This is a genomic window from Ramlibacter sp. GCM10027632 (genome assembly GCF_042675325.1).
In the GTDB taxonomy this organism is placed as follows: Bacteria; Pseudomonadota; Gammaproteobacteria; order Burkholderiales; family Burkholderiaceae_C; genus Ramlibacter.
Genome location: NZ_JBHTGW010000010.1, coordinates 58,291 through 79,113, shown reverse-complemented (window position 1 = coordinate 79,113; position 20,823 = coordinate 58,291). Strand labels below are relative to the sequence as shown.

20 protein-coding genes are annotated in these 20,823 nt (G+C 69.4%); 19 read left to right on the top strand and 1 reads right to left on the bottom strand.

The window, feature by feature from the left end; all coding sequences use genetic code 11:
* Positions 1-20: 20 nt before the first annotated feature.
* Genes ACFQZY_RS15430 through ACFQZY_RS15400 form a run of 7 tightly spaced genes read left to right on the top strand, consistent with a single transcriptional unit; the run spans position 21 to position 7,485 of the window.
* A complete protein-coding gene (locus ACFQZY_RS15430; protein WP_377417404.1) occupies positions 21-1,997 on the top strand; it encodes a hypothetical protein in 1,977 nt (658 codons plus the stop codon).
* Entirely contained in the window at positions 1,994-2,530 is a 537-nt protein-coding gene (locus ACFQZY_RS15425) for a shikimate kinase (RefSeq protein ID WP_377417402.1), read from the top strand. Before ACFQZY_RS15430 ends, ACFQZY_RS15425 begins: the two co-directional genes overlap by 4 nt.
* A 49-nt stretch (positions 2,531-2,579) precedes the next feature.
* The gene (gene aroB, locus ACFQZY_RS15420) at positions 2,580-3,674 is read left to right on the top strand and encodes a 3-dehydroquinate synthase (RefSeq protein WP_377417400.1); all 1,095 of its coding nucleotides are present in this window, start codon (positions 2,580-2,582) and stop codon (positions 3,672-3,674) included.
* Between the two features lie 10 nt (positions 3,675-3,684).
* Complete coding sequence (locus ACFQZY_RS15415) at positions 3,685-4,815, top strand: deoxyguanosinetriphosphate triphosphohydrolase (RefSeq protein ID WP_377417398.1); 1,131 nt, start codon at positions 3,685-3,687, stop codon at positions 4,813-4,815.
* A gap of 5 nt (positions 4,816-4,820) precedes the next feature.
* On the top strand, positions 4,821-6,008 hold the full coding sequence (locus ACFQZY_RS15410; RefSeq protein ID WP_377417396.1) for a CynX/NimT family MFS transporter: 1,188 nt from the start codon (positions 4,821-4,823) through the stop codon (positions 6,006-6,008).
* Positions 6,005-6,559 carry a DUF1415 domain-containing protein gene (locus ACFQZY_RS15405; RefSeq protein ID WP_377417394.1) on the top strand — a complete coding sequence of 185 codons (555 nt, stop codon included), beginning with the start codon at positions 6,005-6,007 and terminating at the stop codon, positions 6,557-6,559. Before ACFQZY_RS15410 ends, ACFQZY_RS15405 begins: the two co-directional genes overlap by 4 nt.
* Positions 6,556-7,485 carry a class I SAM-dependent methyltransferase gene (locus tag ACFQZY_RS15400; protein WP_377417392.1) on the top strand — a complete coding sequence of 310 codons (930 nt, stop codon included), beginning with the start codon at positions 6,556-6,558 and terminating at the stop codon, positions 7,483-7,485. The genes ACFQZY_RS15405 and ACFQZY_RS15400 overlap by 4 nt, the downstream gene beginning before the upstream one ends.
* Positions 7,486-7,556: 71 nt before the next feature.
* Here ACFQZY_RS15400 and ACFQZY_RS15395 read toward each other — a convergent pair whose 3' ends face one another.
* On the bottom strand, positions 7,557-7,748 hold the full coding sequence (locus ACFQZY_RS15395; protein ID WP_377417390.1) for a hypothetical protein: 192 nt from the start codon (positions 7,746-7,748) through the stop codon (positions 7,557-7,559).
* 128 nt (positions 7,749-7,876) lie between these two features.
* On the opposite strand from ACFQZY_RS15395, the gene ACFQZY_RS15390 reads away from it, so the two are divergent.
* The 12 genes from ACFQZY_RS15390 to ACFQZY_RS15335 all read left to right on the top strand — a co-directional run bounded on the left by ACFQZY_RS15390 (position 7,877) and on the right by ACFQZY_RS15335 (position 20,815).
* Positions 7,877-8,572, top strand: coding sequence for a transposase (locus ACFQZY_RS15390; protein WP_377417388.1), 696 nt, complete (start codon positions 7,877-7,879; stop codon positions 8,570-8,572).
* A gap of 131 nt (positions 8,573-8,703) precedes the next feature.
* Positions 8,704-13,431, top strand: coding sequence for a glutamate synthase-related protein (locus ACFQZY_RS15385; RefSeq protein WP_377417386.1), 4,728 nt, complete (start codon positions 8,704-8,706; stop codon positions 13,429-13,431).
* 34 nt (positions 13,432-13,465) lie between these two features.
* Positions 13,466-14,932 (top strand): glutamate synthase subunit beta, encoded by a 1,467-nt coding sequence (locus ACFQZY_RS15380; RefSeq protein WP_377417384.1) that lies wholly within the window; start codon positions 13,466-13,468, stop codon positions 14,930-14,932.
* Between the two features lie 128 nt (positions 14,933-15,060).
* Positions 15,061-15,879, top strand: coding sequence for an ABC transporter ATP-binding protein (locus tag ACFQZY_RS15375; RefSeq protein WP_377417382.1), 819 nt, complete (start codon positions 15,061-15,063; stop codon positions 15,877-15,879).
* Positions 15,876-16,658: a lipid asymmetry maintenance ABC transporter permease subunit MlaE gene (gene mlaE / locus ACFQZY_RS15370; RefSeq protein ID WP_377417380.1), complete on the top strand. Its 783-nt coding sequence runs from the start codon at positions 15,876-15,878 to the stop codon at positions 16,656-16,658. Before ACFQZY_RS15375 ends, mlaE begins: the two co-directional genes overlap by 4 nt.
* 11 nt (positions 16,659-16,669) lie before the next feature.
* Positions 16,670-17,164, top strand: a complete 495-nt coding sequence (mlaD, locus tag ACFQZY_RS15365) for an outer membrane lipid asymmetry maintenance protein MlaD (protein WP_377417378.1) — start codon at positions 16,670-16,672, stop codon at positions 17,162-17,164.
* The gene (locus tag ACFQZY_RS15360) at positions 17,164-17,883 is read left to right on the top strand and encodes a VacJ family lipoprotein (RefSeq protein WP_377417376.1); all 720 of its coding nucleotides are present in this window, start codon (positions 17,164-17,166) and stop codon (positions 17,881-17,883) included. Before mlaD ends, ACFQZY_RS15360 begins: the two co-directional genes overlap by 1 nt.
* Positions 17,884-17,891: 8 nt before the next feature.
* The gene (locus ACFQZY_RS15355) at positions 17,892-18,521 is read left to right on the top strand and encodes a phospholipid-binding protein MlaC (RefSeq protein WP_377417563.1); all 630 of its coding nucleotides are present in this window, start codon (positions 17,892-17,894) and stop codon (positions 18,519-18,521) included.
* Positions 18,522-18,553: 32 nt separating this feature from the next.
* A complete protein-coding gene (locus tag ACFQZY_RS15350) occupies positions 18,554-18,826 on the top strand; it encodes a lipid asymmetry maintenance protein MlaB (protein WP_377417374.1) in 273 nt (90 codons plus the stop codon).
* Between the two features lie 22 nt (positions 18,827-18,848).
* Complete coding sequence (locus ACFQZY_RS15345) at positions 18,849-19,814, top strand: ABC transporter ATP-binding protein (protein WP_377417372.1); 966 nt, start codon at positions 18,849-18,851, stop codon at positions 19,812-19,814.
* On the top strand, positions 19,811-20,566 hold the full coding sequence (locus ACFQZY_RS15340; protein ID WP_377417370.1) for an ABC transporter permease: 756 nt from the start codon (positions 19,811-19,813) through the stop codon (positions 20,564-20,566). Before ACFQZY_RS15345 ends, ACFQZY_RS15340 begins: the two co-directional genes overlap by 4 nt.
* Positions 20,567-20,569: 3 nt before the next feature.
* Positions 20,570-20,815, top strand: coding sequence for a BolA family protein (locus ACFQZY_RS15335; protein WP_377417368.1), 246 nt, complete (start codon positions 20,570-20,572; stop codon positions 20,813-20,815).
* Positions 20,816-20,823: the final 8 nt, after the last annotated feature.

The following is a 20,823-nucleotide window of genomic DNA, read 5'->3' as shown; positions in this document are numbered from 1 at the left end:
TAAAAGAAGAGGACATTCAAATGCTGCTGAATGCGATCAGGGGGTTCGTGGGTTCGCTTGGCGTCGCCATGCTGCTGGCGGGTTGCGGGGGCGGTGGCGGAAGTGCCGGTACGACCTCGACCGGTGGCACCCAATCGGGCGGGGGAACGACCACAGGCACGTCGCAGGTCACGGTGGAACTGCGTAATGCCGCGGGCACGGCGGTCTCGAGCATTTCCGTCGAGGGGGGCTTCACCGCGCGTGCGACGGTGAAGGACGCCAGTGGCGCCGTGGTGGCGAACAAGCTGGTCACCTTCGCGTCCAGCGCAGCGACGATTGCCACGGTGTCCCCGGCGACGGCCTTGACCAACTCCGCGGGGGTGGCCGAGGTGGCCATTGCGCCCACCTCGGTGACGGCCGTGGGCGCGGCGACGGTGACCGCGTCGGCCACCGTGAACGGCGCGGCCGTCACGGGCTCGCGCGATTTCGCCATCACGCCGCTGAGCCTGTCGCTCAGTGCGATCACGCCCGGTTCGGCCAGCCTGGTGTCGGGCGGCAACACCAGCCTCTCGGTCACCGCCCTCATCGGCGGCGTGCCGGCCGGCGCCACGCCGGTCAACGTGAACTACGCCGCCTCGTGCGGCCGCATCAACGGCAGCAACAGCGGTTTCAGCGTCACCACCAACGGCAGCGGCGTCGCCTCCGCCGACTACGCTGCGCTGCAGCCGGATGGCTCGCCCTGCAGCGGCAATGTCGTCGTGACGGCGGCAAGCCCGGGCGCCACGTCGCGCACGCTGACCCTGCAGGTCGCTGCGCCGACCGCCACCTCGGTCACCTTCAAGTCGGCCACTCCCAGCCAGATCTACGTCGCGGGGTCGGGTGCGCTGGAGCAGTCCATCGTGACCTTCAAGGTGACCTCGGCGACCGGTGCCGCCATGAGCGGGGTGTCCGTGAATTTCGGGTTCCCGAACGGCCAGAACCCGCTGGGGCTGCTGCTGGGGGCCACCTCCGGCCTGACCAATGCCAGCGGCGAGGTCTCCGTGGCGGTCAACTCCGGCACCATTCCCGGCCCGGCCCGGGTGCGCGCCTCGCTGGCGAGCGATGCCAGCATCTTCACCGACACCCAGAATTTCACCGTGGCCTCGGGCCCGCCGTCCCAGCGCTACATGAGCCTGTCGGTAGCCACGCACAACATCGAAGGCTGGGTCATCGATGGCACCGCGACCAAGGTCACCGTGCGCCTCGCCGATCGCCAGGGCAACGCGGTGGAGGATGGCACCGTCGTCAACTTCACGGCCGAAGGCGGCCAGGTCGGCTACAGCTGCGCCACGCAGCGGGTGAACAACATCGCCTCGTGCTCGGTGGACTTCATCTCCCAGAACTTCCGGCCGGCCAATGGCCGGGTCTCCGTCCTGGCCTACACCACCGGTACCAAGGACTATGTGGATGCCAACGGCAACAACCGCTTCGATGCGGGCGAGTCCCTGGTCAACCAGGGTGATGCGTACCGTGATGACAACGAGAACGGCCAGTACGATGCCGGCGAATTCGTGATCGCGCGTGGCGGCGCCACGTCCTGTACCGGTGCGGGCGGCGCGTTCCCGTCCCGTGCCAATACCTGTGATGCCGGCCTCGCGACCACCGTGCGGCAGCAGGCCATCATCGCCTTCGCGTCTTCCGCCAGCAGGATCTCGACCACGGCCGTCTCCGGCTCGCAGGTGAGCTTCATCCTGTCGAGCGCAGACCACCCCTACCCGGGGACGGCGAGCCTGCCGAGCCTGCCCATGCCGGCCGGAACGGTCATCGAGGCGGCGCCCAGCAACCCCGCCAGCGGCTGCCAGGTCACCCGCGTGACGGGAACTCCCCTGGTCGACGTGGCGCTCGGTACGTCGGCGAGCACGGACACCTACTCGACCCACAGCGTGTTCCTGTCCGGAACCTGTACCGCCCAGACCATTATCATTACGACCAAGTCGCCGTCCGGCCTGACTACTTCGCATTCCGTACCCATTCCTTGACCACTGTCGCCCTGGTCGGCCTCCCTGGCTCCGGTAAAACCACGATTGGAAAGCTTCTCGCACGCAGGCTGGCTCGGCCGTTCGTGGATTCCGACCATGTGATCGAGGACCGGCTCGGCTGCCCCATCCGCGTGTTCTGGGAGCAGCAGGGCGAGGAGGCCTTCCGCGACGTGGAGCAGGCCGTGATCGCCGACCTCTCCGCCCCCGGCGGCGAGGACAAGGTCCTGGCCACCGGCGGCGGCTCGGTGCTGCGGGAGGCCAACCGCCTGCAGCTGCGGGCCGGTACCCATGTGATCTACCTGCGCACCACCCCCGAGCAGATCTACAACCGCGTGCGCAACGATCGCAAGCGCCCCCTCTTGCAGGTCGAGGACCCGATGGCCCGCCTGCGCGCCCTCCACGGCCAGCGCGACCCGCTGTACCGCGAGGCGGCCCACCTCACCGTCGACACCGGCCGGCCCACCCTGCAGACGCTGGTCAACATCATCGTCATGCAGCTGGAGCTCGCCGGCGTCCTCGCCAAGCCGGCCTGAGGCCCCCGCCCCGGTGAGGCCGGCGCCTGCCGCCGCGTACACTCGCCCGATGACCGCGAACGTTCCGGCGGACGAAGTCCGCATCGAACTGGGAGAGCGCAGCTACCCCATCCTCATCGGCGAAGGCCTCATCGAACGCATGGCCGGCCTGTCGCTGCCCAAGGCCCATGCGGCCCTGGTCGTCACCAACGACACCGTCGGCCCGCTGTACGCCGCGGCGCTGCAGGCGGCCCTCGCGCCGCACTACGCCCAGGTCGGCACCGTCTGCCTGCCCGACGGCGAGGCGCACAAGCACTGGGAAACCCTCAACCGCATCTTCGACGCCCTGCTGGCGCGCGGCAGCGACCGCAAGACCGTGCTGTACGCCCTGGGCGGCGGCGTGGTCGGCGACATCACCGGCTTCGCCGCGGCCTGCTACATGCGCGGCGTGCCCTTCGTGCAGGTGCCCACCACGCTGCTGGCCCAGGTGGACTCCTCGGTGGGCGGCAAGACCGCGATCAACCACCCCCTGGGCAAGAACATGATCGGCGCGTTCTACCAGCCGCAGCTGGTGGTCTGCGACCTGTCCACCCTGCGCACGCTGCCCCCGCGCGAACTGTCCGCCGGACTGGCCGAGGTGATCAAGTACGGCCCGATCGCCGACCTGGCCTTCCTCGACTGGATCGAGGCCCACCTGCCCGCCCTCCTGGCCCGCGACCCGCAGGCCCTGGCCCACGCGGTGCGCCGCAGCTGCGAGATCAAGGCGATGGTGGTCGGCCAGGACGAGCGCGAGTCCGGCCTGCGCGCCATCCTGAATTTCGGCCACACCTTCGGCCACGCCATCGAGGCCGGCCTGGGCTACGGCGAGTGGCTGCACGGCGAGGCCGTGGGCTGCGGCATGGTCATGGCCCTGCACCTGTCGCGCGAGCTCGGGCTCGTCGACACCGCCTTCCTGGAGCGCTGCACCCGCCTGATCGCCGCCGCCGGCCTGCCCACCGTCGGCCCCCGGCTGGGCGCGGCCCGCTACCTCGAGCTGATGCGCCTGGACAAGAAGTCCGAGGCCGGCGAGATCCGCTTCGTCGTCATCGACGGCCCCGGCCGCGCCGCCGTCCGGCCCGCGCCCGACGCGCTGGTGGCCGAGGTCATCGAGCGCTGCTGCCGCTGAGGGAGCGGGGATGGCCCTGGCCCGCTACGCCTGCGACCCCGCGCGCAGCCGCGGGCGGCGCCATGCCGAGTCGCCCACGCCGTACCGCACCGAGTTCCAGCGCGACCGCGACCGCATCGTCCATTCCACCGCCTTCCGCCGCCTCGTCTACAAGACCCAGGTGTTCCTCAACCACGAGGGGGACCTGTTCCGCACCCGGCTGACGCACTCCATCGAGGTCGCCCAGCTGGGCCGCTCCATCGCCCGCCCCCTCGGCCTGTGCGAGGACCTGGTCGAGGCCATCGCGCTGGCGCACGACCTGGGCCACACGCCCTTCGGCCATGCCGGCCAGGACGCGCTGAACGCCTGCATGGCCGACCATGGCGGCTTCGAGCACAACCTGCAGAGCCTGCGCGTGGTCGACAAGCTCGAGGAGCGCTACCCGGCCTTCGACGGCCTGAACCTCGCCTTCGAGACCCGCGAGGGCATCCTCAAGCACTGCTCGCGCGCCAACGCCGAGCACCTCGAGGCCCAGGAGCCGGGCGGGGTGGGGCGCCGCTTCCTCGAGCGCACCCAGCCCGGCCTGGAGGCACAGCTGTGCAACCTGGCCGACGAGATCGCCTACAACGCGCACGACATCGACGACGGCGTGCGCTCCGGCCTCATCACCCTGGAGCAGCTGGAGCAGGTGCCCCTGTTCGACGGCTACCGCCGCGCCGCGCTGGCCGCGCACCCGCAGCTGGCGGGCCGCCGCCTGCTGTACGAGTCCATCCGCCTGATGCTCAGCGCCCAGGTGCATGACGTGATCTCCGCCACCGGTGCCGCGTTGCGCGAGGTCGACCCGCAGGACGCCGACGCCGCCCGCCGCGCGCCGCCGCTGGTGCGCTTCAGCGACGGCATGCGGCTGCAGTCGCGCGTGCTCAAGCATTTCCTCTTCCACAACCTCTACCGGCATCCGCAGGTGACCCACACCACCGGCCAGGCCCAGGTGGTGGTGCAGGAGCTGTTCGCGGCCTACGCCGCCGCGCCGTCCGAGATGCCGGCGGCCTACGCGCAGCAGGCGGACGTGCACCGCGCCATCGCCGACTACATCGCCGGCATGACCGACCGCTTCGCCGCGCGCGAGCACGAGCGCCTGACCGGGCGCCGGTTGCTGGCCTGACCGCCATGCGCCTGGACCGCTCCCTGCTCGTCATCGCCGGCGGCGTCACCGCCGCCATCCACGTGGGCAAGCTGCCCCCGGCGCTGCCGGCCCTGCGCGAGGCGCTGGGCGTCAGCCTGGTCCAGGCCGGCTTCCTGATCTCCATGGTGCAGTTCGCGGCGATGACCCTGGGGCTGGCCGTCGGCCTGGCCGCGGATGGCCTGGGCCTGCGCCGGGTGATGGTCGGCGGCCTCCTGCTGGCCTCGGCGGCCAGCGTCGCCGGCGGCCTCACCACCGACCCGCTGGCCCTGCTCGCGCTGCGCGCGCTCGAGGGCCTGGGCTTCCTGCTCGCGGTCACGCCCGCGCCCAGCCTGATCCGGCGCTTCGTCGCCTCGTCCGCGCTGCCGGCTCGCCTGGGCCTGTGGGGCGCCTACATGCCCCTGGGCACCTCGCTGGCGCTGCTGGCCGGGCCGGCCTGGATCGCCGCCGCCGGCTGGTCGGCGTGGTGGTGGCTGACCGCCACGCTGTCCGGCGCCATGGCGCTGGCCCTGTGGCTGGGGCTGCCGCCCGACCCGCCGCCGGCGGCCCGTGAGCCGGGCGCCTGGCGCGGCCGCCTCGGCGACACGCTGCGCGCGCCCGGTCCCTGGCTGGTCTCGCTGGCCTTCGCGGCCTATTCGTCGCAGTGGCTGTCGGTGGTCGGCTTCCTGCCGACCATCTATGCCCAGGCCGGGCTGGCGCCGGCGGCGGCCGGCCTGGCCACCGCCCTGGCGGCCGGCGTCAACATGATCGGCAACATCGCCGCCGGCCGCCTGCTGCAGCGGGGCGTCCCGCCGCAGCGGCTGCTGCAGGCGGGCTTTGGCACGATGGGGCTCGGCGGGTTGCTGCTGTTCGCGCCGGTCTGGCCGGCCGGTCCGCTGTCGGCCATCGGGCCGTACCTGGCGGTGCTGGCCTTCTCGGCGGTGGGGGGGCTCGTGCCGGGCACGCTGTTCTCGCAGGCCGTGCGTGTCGCGCCCGGGCCGGGCGCGGTCTCCACCACGGTGGGCTGGATGCAGCAGTGGTCGTCCTTCGGCCAGTTCGCCGGGCCGCCCCTGGTGGCCTGGGTGGCCAGCCGCACGGGGGGCTGGTCCTTCAGCTGGGGGGTCACGGGCGCCTGTGCCCTGGCGGGACTGTGGCTGGCCGGGCGATTGGGCCGCCTCGTAAAATCCGCTGGATGAATGCTTCCGCTGACGAGGTCGTGGACGACACCCGGCGCTGGCTGGAGCGTGCCGTCATCGGCCTGAACCTGTGCCCGTTCGCCAAGGGCGTGCACGTGAAGGACCAGGTCCACTACGCCGTCACCGAGGCCACCGGCTGGAACGAGCTGCTGGAGGTCCTGGAGCGCGAGATCGACGACCTGCTCGCGCACGGCATCGCGCAGCGCGAGACCACCCTGCTCATGATGCCCCGGGCCTTCCCCGACTTCGTCGAGTTCGCCGGCTTCCTCGGCGAGGCCGACCGGCTGCTGCAGCGCCGCGAGCTCGAGGGTACGGTGCAGCTCGCCAACTTCCACCCGCACTACCAGTTCGCCGGCACCGACGCCGACGACATCACCAATTTCACCAACCGCGCCCCGTATCCCACGCTGCACCTGCTGCGCGAGGACAGCATCGCGCGCGCGGTCGAGGCCTTTCCCGAGGCCGAGGCCATCTACGAGACCAACATGGACACGATGCGACGCCTCGGCCCGCAGGGCTGGGCCCGCCTGATGGCGAAGGACGCAGGATGAGCAAGTCCTCGAAACAGGCCGCGCCCCGAAGCCAGGCCGCTGCCGCAGGCGCCGGCGCGCTGGACGCCGATCTCCGTCCCGGCCAGTCGGTCGAGCTCCTCAAGGAGCTTCACATCCTCACGCGCGACGGCAAGCTGAACCAGGATTCGCGCCGCAAGCTCAAGCAGGTCTACCACCTCTACCAGTTCATCGAGAAACTGCTGCTGGAGTTGCCGGCGGAAGGCCCGGGGCCGGTCATCGTGGACCATGGCGCGGGCAAGTCCTACCTCGGCTTCATCCTCTACGACCTGTTCCTGAAGGCCTGCGGCCATGGGGAGATGGTCGGCGTCGAGACCCGGCCCGAGCTGGTGCAGCGCTCGCGCGACCTGGCCCAGCGGCTGGGCTTCGGGCGCATGCGCTTCCTCCACCTGAGCGCGGCCGATGCGGTCGACTCACCGGAGCTGCCGCCGCAGGTCGACATGGTCACCGCGCTGCATGCCTGCGACACCGCCACCGACGACGCCATCGACTTCGGCCTGGCCCGCGACGCCCGTTTCATGGTGCTGGTGCCCTGCTGCCAGGCCGAGGTGGCCGGCTGCCTGCGGCAGAACAAGGCGCTGTCGCTGTCCCGCACCCCGCTGGCTGAACTGTGGCGCCACCCGATCCACACCCGTGAGCTGGGCAGCCAGCTCACCAACGTGCTGCGCTGCCTGTACCTGGAGGCCTGCGGCTACCAGGTCACGGTCACCGAGCTGGTCGGCTGGGAGCACAGCCTGAAGAACGAGCTGATCCTGGCGCGCCGCACCGGCCAGCGAAAGCGCAGCGCCGCGCAGCGGCTGCGCGCGGTGCTCGCGGAGTTCGGGCTGGAGTCGCTCGAGGCGGTGCGCTTCCGGCGCCTGCCGCAGCCCGCGCCCGCGGCCGACGAGGCGGAACCCTCGGCGGCCTGACCCCCGGGCGCGCGGCCGGCGCTGGCGCGGCGGGTTCGTCCACGGCTTCCCGGCGTTCTCGGCGCCTGGGTTCAGCGCCTGGGCGGGCGCTCGCGCGTGCGGCGCGGCGCTCCCCGCGCGACGAGCACCGCCACCCCGATGGCCAGGGCGACCAGCACGCCGACCGCCAGCCCGATCCAGGGCTGGGGCAGCCCGACCACGACGGCCAGCCAGACCAGGACAGCCATCAGCAGCAGGAAGCCGATCATCCAGGCGGCGAACATGGGGCAGGGGAGGGCGGAGGCCGCATCCTGGCCCGCCCGGCCCTTCCCGGCTGTGGGCAGGGGCAGCGCGCCGGCGTCGGACGCCTCCCCGGGCTGAAAACGGGGTCGGAACCCCTCTAAGATCGGGCATGGCCCGCCTGCCCCGCCTTTCCCTGCCTGGTTACCCGCACCACCTGGTCCATCGGGGCAACAACCGCCAGGCCATCTTCGCGGACCCGACCGACTTCCAGTTCATGCACGCGCTGCTGGTCGAGCAGGCCCGCGCCGCGGATGTGCTCATCCATGGCTACGTGTTGATGGAGAACCACTTCCACCTGCTGGCGACGCCGGGTGCGGGGGATTCGCTGGCACGGATGATGCAAGGCATCGGCCGTCGCTACGTGCGGCACTTCAATGCGCGTACCGGCCGCACCGGCACGCTGTGGGAGGGCCGCTACCGCTGTGCGCTGCTGCAGCCCGAGCCGTACCTGCTGGCCTGCATGGCCTACCTGGACCTCAACCCGGTGCGCGCCGGCCTCGTCGAGGCGCCGGCCGACTGGGCCTGGTCCAGCCACCGGCACTACATCGGGCAGGCGAGCGACCGGCTGGTCACGCCGCACCCGCTGTACTGGGCGCTGGGCAACACGCCCTTCGCCCGGGAGCAGGCGTACGCCGAGCGGGTGGCGCAGGGGGTGGCGGCGCCGGTGGCCAAGGCCCTGGTGGCCTCGGCGCTCCATGGCTGGGCGTTGGGCGACGAGGCCTTCCTGGCGGCGCTGCAGAAGCAGACCGAGCGGCGGCTGACCAAGGGTCGTCCCGGCCGTCCGCGCACCACCTCGGCGATTTGATCTGTCCCCAATAAATTGATGCCCACCTTTGGTGCGCTTCATTTAAGAACCTGACCCCATTTAATTCGTTTGACATCCTGCTGCGCTGCACTATCCTTCCCGGTCCCGTGAAAGTTAGCGAAGGAATTCCCATGGCCACGTCCGCCGAAATCAGCCACCTGCAAGAACACGGCCTGTACTCGTCCGCCAATGAGCATGACGCGTGCGGCGTGGGCTTCGTGGCCCACATCAAGGGCAAGAAGACCCACGAGATCGTCCAGCAGGGCCTGAAGATCCTGGAGAACCTGGACCACCGCGGCGCCGTGGGTGCCGATCCCCTGATGGGCGACGGCGCGGGCATCCTGATCCAGATCCCCGACCAGCTCTACCGTGAAGAGATGGCCCAGCAGGGCGTGACCCTGCCGCCGCAGGGCGAGTACGGCGTCGGCATGATCTTCCTGCCCAAGGAGCATGCCTCCCGCCTGGCCTGCGAGCAGGAGATGGAGCGCGCGATCAAGGCCGAAGGCCAGGTGCTGCTGGGCTGGCGCGATGTCCCGGTCAACCGCGAGATGCCGATGTCGCCCGCCGTGCGCGAGAAGGAGCCGATCCTGCGCCAGGTCTTCATCGGCCGTGGCGCCGACGTGATCGTCCAGGACGCCCTGGAGCGCAAGCTGTACGTCATCCGCAAGACCGCCAGCGCCGCCATCCAGGCCCTGCAGCTCAAGCACAGCAAGGAATACTACGTTCCGTCCATGTCCAGCCGTACCGTGGTCTACAAGGGCCTGCTGCTGGCCAACCAGGTCGGCGAGTACTACCTGGACCTGCAGGACCCGCGCTGCGTCTCGGCCCTGGGTCTGGTGCACCAGCGCTTCTCCACCAACACCTTCCCCGAGTGGCCGCTGGCCCACCCGTACCGTTATGTCGCCCACAACGGCGAGATCAACACGGTCAAGGGCAACTACAACTGGATGAAGGCCCGCGAAGGCGTGATGTCCTCCCCCGTGCTGGGCGAGGACCTGCAGAAGCTGTACCCCATCAGCTTCGCCGGCCAGTCCGACACCGCCACCTTCGACAACTGCCTCGAGCTGCTGACGATGGCGGGTTACCCCATCTACCAGGCCGTGATGATGATGATCCCCGAGCCGTGGGAACAGCACACGACCATGGACGAGCGCCGCAAGGCCTTCTACGAGTACCACGCCGCCATGCTGGAGCCCTGGGACGGCCCGGCCTCCATCGTGTTCACCGACGGCCGCCAGATCGGCGCCACGCTGGACCGTAACGGCCTGCGTCCCTCGCGCTACTGCATCACCGACGACGACCTGGTGATCATGGGCTCCGAGTCCGGCGTGCTGCCCGTGCCCGAGAACAAGATCGTGCGCAAGTGGCGCCTGCAGCCCGGCAAGATGTTCCTGATCGACCTGGAGCAGGGCCGCATGATCGACGACGAGGAGCTCAAGGCCTCGCTCGCCAACTCCAAGCCCTACAAGCAGTGGATCGAGAACCTGCGCATCAAGCTGGACGACCTGTCCGAAGGCACGGGTGATTCCCCCGCCAGCGACGTGACCCTGCTCGATCGCCAGCAGGCCTTCGGCTACACCCAGGAAGACATCAAGTTCCTGCTGTCCCCGATGGCGCAAGCCGGCGAGGAGGGCATCGGCTCCATGGGCAACGACAGCCCGCTGGCCGTGCTGTCCGACAAGAACAAGCCGCTGTACAACTACTTCAAGCAGCTGTTCGCCCAGGTGACCAACCCGCCGATCGACCCGATCCGCGAAGCCATCGTGATGTCCCTGGTGTCCTTCATCGGCCCCAAGCCGAACCTGCTGGACATCAACCAGGTCAACCCGCCGCTGCGCCTGGAGGTGAGCCAGCCGATCCTGGACTTCGCCGACATGGCCAAGCTGCGTGACATCGAGACCGTCACGCAGGGCAAGTTCCGCAGCTACACGCTGGACATCACCTACCCCGCGGCCTGGGGCCGCGAGGGCGTGGAAGCCAAGCTGGCCTCCATCAACGCCGAGGCCGTGGACGCGATCAAGGGTGGCAAGAACATCCTGATCATCAGCGACCGCGGCGTGTCCGCCGAGAAGATCGCCATCCCGGCGCTGCTGGCACTGTCCTCCATCCACCAGCACCTGGTGCGTGAAGGCCTGCGCACCACCGCCGGCCTGGTGGTGGAGACCGGCTCCGCCCGCGAAGTGCACCACTTCGGCGTGCTGGCCGGCTATGGCGCGGAAGCCGTGCACCCCTACCTGGCCATGGAGACCCTGGCCGCGATCCACAAGGACCTGCCGGGCGACCTGTCGGCCGAGAAGGCCATCTACAACTACGTCAAGGCGATCGGCAAGGGCCTGTCCAAGATCATGTCCAAGATGGGCGTGAGCACGTACATGTCCTACTGCGGCGCGCAGCTGTTCGAGGCCATCGGCCTGAACGACGAGACGGTCGAGAAGTACTTCACCGGCACCGCCAGCCGCGTCGGCGGCATCGGCGTGTTCGAGATCGCCGAGGAAGCGATCCGCATGCACAAGGCGGCCTTCGGCACCGACCCGCTGCTGGCCCACGCCCTGGACGCCGGCGGCGAGTACGCCTGGCGCGCCCGCGGCGAGGAGCACATGTGGACGCCCGACGCCATCGCCAAGCTGCAGCACTCCACCCGTGCCAACAACTGGAACACGTACAAGGAGTACGCGCAGATCATCAACGACCAGAACCGTCGCCACATGACCCTGCGCGGCCTGTTCGAGTTCAAGGTCGACCCGTCCAAGGCCATTCCGATCGACGAGGTCGAGCCGGCCAAGGAAATCGTCAAGCGCTTCGCCACCGGCGCCATGTCGCTGGGCTCCATCTCCACGGAAGCCCACGCCACCCTGGCCATCGCCATGAACCGCATCGGCGGCAAGTCCAACACCGGCGAAGGCGGCGAGGACCCGGCGCGTTACCGCAACGAGCTCAAGGGCATCCCGATCAAGCAGGGTGACACCCTGGCCGGCATCCTGGGCAAGCACGTGGTCGAGGCCGACCAGCCGCTGCAGGCCGGCGACTCGCTGCGCTCCAAGATCAAGCAGGTCGCCTCGGGCCGCTTCGGCGTCACCGCCGAGTACCTGGCCTCGTCCGACCAGATCCAGATCAAGATGGCCCAGGGCGCCAAGCCCGGCGAGGGCGGCCAGCTGCCCGGCGGCAAGGTCTCCAACTACATCGGCAAGCTGCGCTACTCCGTGCCGGGCGTGGGCCTGATCTCGCCCCCCCCGCACCACGACATCTACTCGATCGAGGACCTGGCCCAGCTGATCCACGACCTGAAGAACGTCGCGCCGCATGCCTCCATCAGCGTCAAGCTGGTGTCGGAAGTGGGCGTGGGCACCATCGCCGCCGGCGTGGCCAAGTGCAAGGCCGACCACGTGGTGATCGCCGGCCATGACGGCGGCACGGGCGCCTCGCCCTGGTCGTCCATCAAGCACGCCGGCTCGCCCTGGGAAATCGGCCTGGCCGAGACCCAGCAGACCCTGGTCCTCAACCGCCTGCGTGGCCGCATCCGCGTCCAGGCCGACGGCCAGATGAAGACCGGCCGCGACGTCGCCATCGCCGCGCTGATGGGCGCCGACGAATTCGGCTTCGCCACCGCGCCGCTGGTCGTCGAGGGCTGCATCATGATGCGCAAGTGCCACCTGAACACCTGCCCGGTGGGCGTGGCCACGCAGGACCCGGTGCTGCGCGCCAAGTTCTCGGGCAAGCCCGAGCACGTGGTCAACTACTTCTTCTTCATCGCCGAGGAAGTGCGCCAGATCATGGCCCAGCTGGGCATCCGCAAGTTCGACGACATGATCGGCCGCACCGACCTGCTGGACATGAAGGCCGGCATCGAGCACTGGAAGGCGCGCGGCCTGGACTTCAGCCGCCTGCTGGCCGTGCCCGCCGCCCCCGCCGACGTGCCCCGCCTGCATGTGGCCGACCAGGACCACGGCCTGGACAAGTCCCTGGACAACATCCTGATCGAGAAGTCGCGCGCGGCCATCGAGAAGGGCGAGAAGGTCCAGTTCATGGAGAAGGCCATCAACGTCAACCGCTCGGTCGGCGCGATGCTGTCCGGCGCCCTGACCAAGGTGCACCCCGAGGGCCTGCCGGATGACACCATCCGCATCCAGCTCGAGGGCACGGGCGGCCAGTCCTTCGGCGCCTTCCTGGCCAAGGGCATCACGCTGTACATGATCGGCGACGCCAACGACTACACCGGCAAGGGCCTGTCGGGCGGCCGCATCGTCGTGCGTCCCAGCATCGACTTCCGCGGCGAAGCCACGAAGAACATCATCATCGGCAACACCGCGCTGTACGGCGCGACCACCGGTGAGGCCTTCTTCAGCGGCGTGGCCGGCGAGCGCTTCGCCGTCCGCCTGTCCGGCGCCACCACGGTGGTCGAGGGCACGGGCGACCACGGCTGCGAGTACATGACCGGCGGCACCGTCGTCGTCCTGGGCAAGACCGGCCGCAACTTCGCGGCGGGCATGTCCGGCGGCGTGGCCTACGTCTACGACGAGGACGGCCAGTTCGCCTCCCGCTGCAACACCTCCATGGTGTCGCTCGAGAAGGTGCAGTCGGCCGAGGAGCAGAAGAAGGCCCACCACGGCAAGACCAAGCTGCACGGCGGCCAGGCCGACGAGGCCCTGCTCAAGAAGCTGCTGGAGGACCACAACCGCTGGACCGGCTCCAAGCGCGCCCGTGACCTCCTGGACAACTGGGAAACCAGCCGTGCCAAGTTCGTGAAGGTCTTCCCGAACGAGTACAAGCGCGCGCTGATCGAGATGCACGAGCGCGAGGTCGAAGAGGCCAGCACCGGCAACAACGCGCAAGCGGCCGTGCGTGACGGCGTCGCAGCCTGACCCCGGGCCCTAGAGAAAGATACGGAGAGAAAGCATGGGTAAAGTCACCGGCTTCATGGAGTACGAGCGCCTCGAGGAGGGCTACAAGCCCGTCGCGGAGCGCGTCAAGCACTACAAGGAATTCGTCATCGCCCTGGATGACGCGCAGGCCAAGCAGCAGGGTGCCCGCTGCATGGACTGCGGCACGCCGTTCTGCAACAACGGCTGCCCCGTCAACAACATCATCCCGGACTTCAACGACCTGGTGTACCGCAGCGACTGGAAGGATGCCTTCACGGTCCTGGACTCCACCAACAACTTCCCGGAGTTCACCGGCCGCATCTGCCCCGCGCCCTGCGAGGCCGCCTGCACGCTGAACGTGAACGACGACCCGGTGGGCATCAAGTCCATCGAGCACGCCATCATCGACCGCGCCTGGGAAAACGGCTGGGTCAAGCCCCAGCTGCCCACCCGCAAGACGGGCAAGAAGGTCGCCGTGGTCGGCGCCGGCCCCGCCGGCATGGCCGCCGCGCAGCAGCTGGCCCGCGCCGGCCATGACGTGACGCTGTTCGAGAAGAACGACCGCATCGGCGGCCTGCTGCGTTACGGCATCCCCGACTTCAAGATGGAGAAGTCCCACATCGACCGCCGCGCCGAGCAGATGAAGGCCGAGGGCGTGACCATCCGCACCGGCGTGATGATCGGCAAGCTGCCCGAGGGCTCCAAGGTCACCAACTGGGCCAAGGAAACCATCACCCCCGAGCAGCTGAAGAAGGACTTCGACGCCGTGCTGCTGGCCGGTGGCGCCGAGCAATCGCGCGACCTGCCCGTGCCGGGCCGCGACCTGGACGGCATCCATTTCGCGATGGAGTTCCTGCCCCAGCAGAACAAGGTCAACGCCGGCGACAAGCTCAAGGGCCAGCTGCGCGCCGACGGCAAGCACGTCATCGTGATCGGCGGCGGCGACACCGGCAGCGACTGCGTGGGCACCAGCAACCGCCATGGCGCCAAGAGCGTCATCCAGTTCGAGCTGATGCCCATGCCGCCCGAGCAGGAGAACAAGGAGCTGACCTGGCCCTACTGGCCGTACAAGCTGCGCACCTCCTCCTCGCACGAAGAGGGCTGCGAGCGCGAGTTCGCCATCGCCACCAAGGAATTCATCGGCGAGAACGGCAAGGTCACCGGCCTGAAGACCGTGCGCGTCGAGTGGAAGGACGGCAAGATGGTCGAAGTGCCCGGCTCCGAGCAGGTCATGAAGGCCGACCTGGTGCTGCTGGCCATGGGCTTCGTCAGCCCCGTCGCCTCCATCCTGGAGGGCTTCGGTGTCGACAAGGACGCCCGCGGCAACGCCAAGGCCACCACCGACTTCACCGGCGGCTACGCCACCAGCGTGCCCCAGGTCTTCGCCGCCGGCGACATGCGCCGCGGCCAGTCCCTGGTGGTGTGGGCGATCCGCGAAGGCCGCCAGGCCGCCCGCGCGGTCGACGAGTTCCTGATGGGATCCAGCGACCTGCCTCGCTAATCGCTGAATTCCCCCCGGTTGACCCAAAGGTTCAAAGACCGGCCGCCGGCCGGTTGCCGAAAGCCTCGTATCATCGGGTTAACCCTTGCGCTTGGCCGGGCTTGTCCCGGCCTTTCCATTTCAGCCTGATGAACGCCCCCGACCCCCGTGTCCTGGTCGAATGCCGCAACCTGCGATTCGGCTACGGTGACCGCCCCATCCTCGACGGGGTGAGCTTCACCGTGCCCCGGGGCAAGGTCACGGCCCTGATGGGCGCCTCTGGCGGCGGCAAGACCACGGTGCTGCGCCTGATCGGCGGCCAGGTGCGGGCGCAGTCCGGCCAGATGCTGTTCGACGGCCAGGACGTGGGCGCGCTCGATGCGCCCGGCCTCTACGCGATCCGCCGCCGCATGGGCATGCTGTTCCAGTTCGGCGCGCTGTTCACCGACCTCTCGGTCTTCGACAACGTCGCCTTCCCGCTGCGCGAGCACACCTCGCTGCCGGAGGCGTTGGTCCGGGACATCGTGCTGATGAAGCTCAATGCCGTGGGCCTGCGCGGCGCCCGCAACCTCATGCCTGCGGAAATCTCCGGCGGCATGGCCCGCCGCGTCGCCCTGGCCCGGGCCATCGCCCTCGACCCGGAGCTGATCCTCTACGACGAGCCCTTCGCCGGCCTGGACCCGATCTCCCTGGGCACCTCCGCACAGCTGATTCGCCAGCTCAATGACACCCTGGGCATCACCAGCGTCATCGTCTCGCACGACCTGGAGGAGACCTTCCGCATCGCCGACCAGGTGATCGTGCTGGCCAACGGCCGCATCGCGGCCCAGGGCACGCCCGAGGAGGTGAGGGCCTCGCAGGACCCGCTGGTGCACCAGTTCGTCAACGCCGAGCCGGAGGGGCCCGTGCATTTCCATTACCCCGGCCCCGGCGTGGACCAGGACTTCGGACTGGGGGCCCCGCGATGACGTGGTGGAAGCCCGCCGACATCGGCTTCGCCGTGCGTGCCAAGCTCACCGACTACGGCCATGGCGCGCGCCTGTTCGCGCGCCTGGTGTCCCTGCTGGGGCCCTGCGTGCGCCGCTTCGGCCTGGTGCGTGACCAGATCCACTTCCTGGGCAACTACTCGCTGGCCATCATCGCGGTCTCGGGCCTGTTCGTCGGCTTCGTGCTGGGGCTGCAGGGGTACTACATCCTCCAGCGCTATGGCTCCTCCGAGGCCCTGGGCCTGATGGTGGCCCTGAGCCTGGTGCGCGAGCTCGGCCCGGTGGTCACCGCGCTGCTGTTCGCCGGCCGCGCCGGCACCTCGCTCACCGCCGAGATCGGCCTGATGAAGGCCGGCGAGCAGCTCTCCGCGATGGAGATGATGGCGGTCGACCCGGTGCGCCGCATCCTGGCCCCGCGCTTCTGGGCCGGCGTCATCACCATGCCCCTGCTGGCTGCCGTGTTCAACGCGGTCGGTATCCTGGGCGGCTGGGTGGTCGGCGTGCTGATGATCGGCGTCGACCCCGGCGCCTTCTGGAGCCAGATGCAGGGCGGCGTCGATGTCTGGAAGGACGTCGGCAACGGCGTCATCAAGAGCTTCGTCTTCGGCCTGGCCGTGACCTTCATCGCGCTGCTCGAGGGCTTCGAGGCGCACCCCACCCCCGAGGGCGTCTCGCGCGCCACCACGCGTACCGTGGTGGTCTCGTCGCTGTCGGTGCTGGGCCTGGACTTCATCCTCACCGCGATGATGTTCAGCATCTGAAAGAGACTGCTATGGAACGTTCCAAGAATGACGTGTGGGTCGGCCTCTTCGTGCTCCTGGGCGCGGCGGCCATCCTGTTCCTGGCCTTGCAATCGGCCAACCTCCTGAACCTGAACTTCCAGTCCACCTACCGGGTGGTGGCGAAGTTCGACAACATCGGCGGCCTCAAGCCCAAGGCGGCGGTCAAGAGCGCCGGCGTGGTGGTGGGCCGGGTCGAGTCCATCGGCTTCGATGACAAAACGTTTCAAGCCCGCGTCACCCTCTCGCTGGAGGCGCGCTATGCTTTTCCCAAGGACAGCTCGCTGAAGATCCTCACGAGCGGCCTGCTCGGCGAGCAGTACATCGGCATCGAGGCCGGCGCCGACGACAAGAACCTCGCGGCCGGCGACACCGTGTCCAGCACCCAGTCGGCCGTGGTGCTCGAGAACCTGATCAGCCAGTTCCTTTACAGCAAGGCCGCCGACGGCGCCGACAAGCCCGCCGCCGGCGCCACGCCGAAGAAGTGATGACCGCCCGCGTCCGCCACGTCCTCCGCTGCATCGCCCTGGCCGCGGCCGTATCCGCGCTGGCCGGGTGCGCCGCCGGCCCGGACCGGCGCGACCCGTTCGAGCCGTTCAACCGCAGCATCATGCGGTTCAACGACGACGTGGACGGCCTGGTCCTCAAGCCGGTGGCCACCGCCTACCGCGACGTGCTGCCCGCGCCGCTGCGCACCGGCGTCAACAACTTCTTCTCCAACCTCGGCGACGCCTGGTCCACCGTCAATGCGCTGCTGCAGCTGAAGGTGCCCTACGCCGCAGAGAACTTCATGCGTTTCGGCATCAACACCGTCTTCGGCTTTGGCGGCATCCTGGACATCGCCAGCGAGGCCGGCCTGGAACGCCACCGCGAGGACTTCGGCCAGACCCTGGGCCATTACGGCGTGCCGCCGGGGCCCTACGTGGTGCTGCCGCTGCTGGGGCCGTCCACCGTGCGGGACACCGCCGCCCTGGGGGTGGACTGGAAGGGGGACCTCGTGCGCCGCACCGACACGGAAAGCGTCCGCAACCTGCTCCAGGGCGTGCGGATCGTGGATACCCGTGCCAACCTCCTGCGCGCCACGAGCGTTATGGAGGAGATCTCGCTGGACCGCTACACCTTCGTGCGCGACGCGTACCTGCAAAGGCGCCGGGCCGAGATCTTCGAGGGCGAACCGCCCGAGATCCCCGAGGAACCCAAGGAATGACCGTGAACCTGAAACGACGCACCCTGGCCCTGGTGGCCGCCCTGGCCGCCGCGGTGGCCCTGGCTCCCGCGGCCCACGCCGCCGACGAGGCGCCGGATGCCCTGATCAAGCGCCTGTCCGACGAGATGCTCACCACCATCCGCAGCGATGCCGCGGTGCGGGCGGGGGACATCAACCGCATCGTCCAGGTCGTCGACAGCAAGGTCATGCCCAACGTGAACTTCCAGCGCATGACGGCGCTGGCGGTGGGCCCGGCCTGGCGCCAGGCCTCGCCCGAGCAGCGCAAGCGCCTGCAGGACGAATTCAAGACCCTGCTGGTGCGCACCTACGCCGGTGCGCTGGCCCAGGTCGGCGAGGAGACCATCTCGGTCAAGCCGCTGCGCGCCGCGGCCACCGACAACGAGGTCCTGGTGCGCTCCGAGATCCGCGGCCGCGGCGAGCCGATCCAGCTCGATTACCGCCTCGAGAAGACCCCGGGCGAGGGCGCCGGCTGGAAGATCTTCAACCTCAACGTGCTGGGCGTGTGGCTGGTCGAGACCTACCGCAGCCAGTTCGCTGCCGAGATCAACGCCAAGGGCGTGGACGGCCTGATCGCCACGCTGTCCGAGCGCAACCGCTCCAACGCCGGCCGCAAGTAAGCCCGCCCGGCCCCGCAACCGCCCCGCACCCGATGGCCACCCTGGTCCTGCCCGCCGTCCTGACCCATGCCGAGGCCGCCGGCTGCTGCGGCATGCTGGCGCGCGCCGTGCGCGCCAGCGGCGAGGCCGGCGTCGTGGCCGATGCCTCGGCCCTGGACCGATTCGACTCCTCCGCGCTCGCCGTGCTCCTGGAGTGCCGGCGCGAGGCCCTGGCCCTGGGCAAGGCCTTCACCGTGCGCGGGCTGCCGGATCGCCTGCGTTCCCTGGCGTCTCTCTACGGCGTTTCGGAGCTGTTGCCTGCGTAAACCTAAAATGGCGGGTTCCGCTATGCCCGCCATCTCCTTCCAGTCCGTCTCCAAGACCTATTCCGGCGCCCGGGGCGAGTTCAAGGCCCTGGACGGCGTGAGCCTCGACATCGAGGACGGCGAGTTCTTCGGCCTCCTGGGCCCGAACGGCGCCGGCAAGACGACCCTGATCTCCATCCTGGCCGGCCTGGTGCGCGCCTCGGCGGGGCGTGTGTCCGTGCGCGGCCACGATGTCCGCGGGGACTATGCCGCCGCCCGGCGCCAGCTCGGCATCGTGCCCCAGGAGCTGGTCTTCGACCCGTTCTTCACGGTGCGCGAGGCGCTGAAGATCCAGTCCGGGTATTTCGGCGTGAAGAACAACGACGCCTGGATCGACGAGCTCCTCGAGAGCCTCGGCCTGGCGGACAAGGCCCGCGCCAACATGCGCCAGCTCTCGGGCGGCATGAAGCGCCGGGTGCTGGTGGCCCAGGCCCTGGTGCACCGCCCGCCCGTGATCGTGCTGGACGAGCCCACCGCCGGCGTCGACGTGGAACTGCGCCAGACCCTCTGGCAGTTCATCGCCCGGCTCAATCGCCAGGGCCACACCGTGCTCCTGACCACCCACTACCTGGAGGAGGCCGAGGCCCTGTGCGGGCGCATCGCCATGCTCAAGTCCGGCAAGGTCGTCGCCCTGGAGCGCACCTCCGACCTGCTCAAGGCCGCCTCCAGCAACGTGCTTCGCTTCAAGACCGACGGCCACCAGCTGCCTGCGGCGCTGCTCGCCAAGGCCCGCGTCACCGGGCGCGTCGTGCAGCTGCCGGCGCATGACGCCCACGAGATCGAGGCCCACCTGGCCGCCATCCGCCAGGCCGGCCTGAGCGTGGAGGACGTGGAGATCCGCAAGGCCGACCTCGAGGACGTGTTCCTCGACGTGATGCAGGGCCGCGGGCAGGGCGCCCCCTCGGGGGGCGGCGAAGGACAGGCCGTCGCGAGCGTGGGGGCCCTATGACCGGCTGGCAGACCCTGTTCTACAAGGAAGTCCTGCGTTTCTGGAAGGTCGCCTTCCAGACCATCGCCGCGCCGGTGCTCACCGCCATCCTCTACCTGATGATCTTCGGCCATGTGCTCGAGGACCATGTGAAGGTCTACGACCGCATCTCCTACACCGCCTTCCTGGTGCCGGGGCTGGTCATGATGAGCGTGCTGCAGAACGCCTTCGCCAACAGCTCCTCGTCCCTGATCCAGAGCAAGATCATGGGCAACCTGGTGTTCATCCTGCTCACGCCGCTGTCGCACTGGGCCTGGTTCGTGGCCTATGTGGGCTCCTCGGTGGCCCGCGGCCTGTGCGTGGGCGCCGGCGTGCTGGTGGTCACCTCGCTGTTCATCACGCCGCAGTTCGCCAGCCCGCTGTGGATCCTGGCCTTCGCCGTGCTCGGCGCGGGCATGCTGGGGGCGCTGGGCGTGATCGCCGGCCTGTGGGCCGAGAAGTTCGACCAGATGGCCGCCTTCCAGAACTTCATCATCATGCCGATGACGTTCCTGTCCGGCGTGTTCTATTCCATCCACTCCCTGCCGGCGTTCTGGCAGCAGGTCAGCCACCTCAACCCGTTCTTCTACATGATCGACGGCTTCCGCTACGGCTTCTTCGGCGTCAGCGACGTCTCGCCGTGGATCAGCCTGGCCATCGTGGGCGGCGCGTTCGCGGTGGTCTCGGCGATCGCCGTCCACCTGCTGCGCACCGGCTACAAGATCCGGGGCTGACCCATGACCGCCGAAGAACTCAAGTCCATCATCGCCGCCGGCCTGGCCTGCGAGCACCTCGAGGTCGAGGGCGACGGCCGCCACTGGTCTGCCGTCGTCGTTTCCGCCGAATTCGAGGGCAAGCGGCCCATCGCCCGCCACCAGCGCGTCTACGCCACGCTGGGTGCGAAAATCCACACCGACGAGGTCCACGCCCTGTCGATGAAGACCCTGACGCCGGCCGAGTGGGCCGCGTCTTCCTCCCTCTGATTTCCTCC

Bases quoted from the DNA above. Each gene is read 5' to 3' on its own strand.
- ACFQZY_RS15430 (WP_377417404.1), top strand. From the start codon at position 21: ATGCTGCTGAATGCGATCAGGGGGTTCGTGGGTTCGCTTGGCGTCGCC.
- aroB (WP_377417400.1), top strand. From the start codon at position 2,580: ATGACCGCGAACGTTCCGGCGGACGAAGTCCGCATCGAACTGGGAGAG.
- ACFQZY_RS15415 (WP_377417398.1), top strand. From the start codon at position 3,685: ATGGCCCTGGCCCGCTACGCCTGCGACCCCGCGCGCAGCCGCGGGCGG.
- ACFQZY_RS15410 (WP_377417396.1), top strand. From the start codon at position 4,821: ATGCGCCTGGACCGCTCCCTGCTCGTCATCGCCGGCGGCGTCACCGCC.
- ACFQZY_RS15405 (WP_377417394.1), top strand. From the start codon at position 6,005: ATGAATGCTTCCGCTGACGAGGTCGTGGACGACACCCGGCGCTGGCTG.
- ACFQZY_RS15400 (WP_377417392.1), top strand. From the start codon at position 6,556: ATGAGCAAGTCCTCGAAACAGGCCGCGCCCCGAAGCCAGGCCGCTGCC.
- ACFQZY_RS15395 (WP_377417390.1), bottom strand. From the start codon at position 7,748: ATGTTCGCCGCCTGGATGATCGGCTTCCTGCTGCTGATGGCTGTCCTG.
- ACFQZY_RS15390 (WP_377417388.1), top strand. From the start codon at position 7,877: ATGGCCCGCCTGCCCCGCCTTTCCCTGCCTGGTTACCCGCACCACCTG.
- ACFQZY_RS15385 (WP_377417386.1), top strand. From the start codon at position 8,704: ATGGCCACGTCCGCCGAAATCAGCCACCTGCAAGAACACGGCCTGTAC.
- ACFQZY_RS15380 (WP_377417384.1), top strand. From the start codon at position 13,466: ATGGGTAAAGTCACCGGCTTCATGGAGTACGAGCGCCTCGAGGAGGGC.
- ACFQZY_RS15375 (WP_377417382.1), top strand. From the start codon at position 15,061: ATGAACGCCCCCGACCCCCGTGTCCTGGTCGAATGCCGCAACCTGCGA.
- mlaE (WP_377417380.1), top strand. From the start codon at position 15,876: ATGACGTGGTGGAAGCCCGCCGACATCGGCTTCGCCGTGCGTGCCAAG.
- mlaD (WP_377417378.1), top strand. From the start codon at position 16,670: ATGGAACGTTCCAAGAATGACGTGTGGGTCGGCCTCTTCGTGCTCCTG.
- ACFQZY_RS15360 (WP_377417376.1), top strand. From the start codon at position 17,164: ATGACCGCCCGCGTCCGCCACGTCCTCCGCTGCATCGCCCTGGCCGCG.
- ACFQZY_RS15350 (WP_377417374.1), top strand. From the start codon at position 18,554: ATGGCCACCCTGGTCCTGCCCGCCGTCCTGACCCATGCCGAGGCCGCC.
- ACFQZY_RS15345 (WP_377417372.1), top strand. From the start codon at position 18,849: ATGCCCGCCATCTCCTTCCAGTCCGTCTCCAAGACCTATTCCGGCGCC.
- ACFQZY_RS15340 (WP_377417370.1), top strand. From the start codon at position 19,811: ATGACCGGCTGGCAGACCCTGTTCTACAAGGAAGTCCTGCGTTTCTGG.
- ACFQZY_RS15335 (WP_377417368.1), top strand. From the start codon at position 20,570: ATGACCGCCGAAGAACTCAAGTCCATCATCGCCGCCGGCCTGGCCTGC.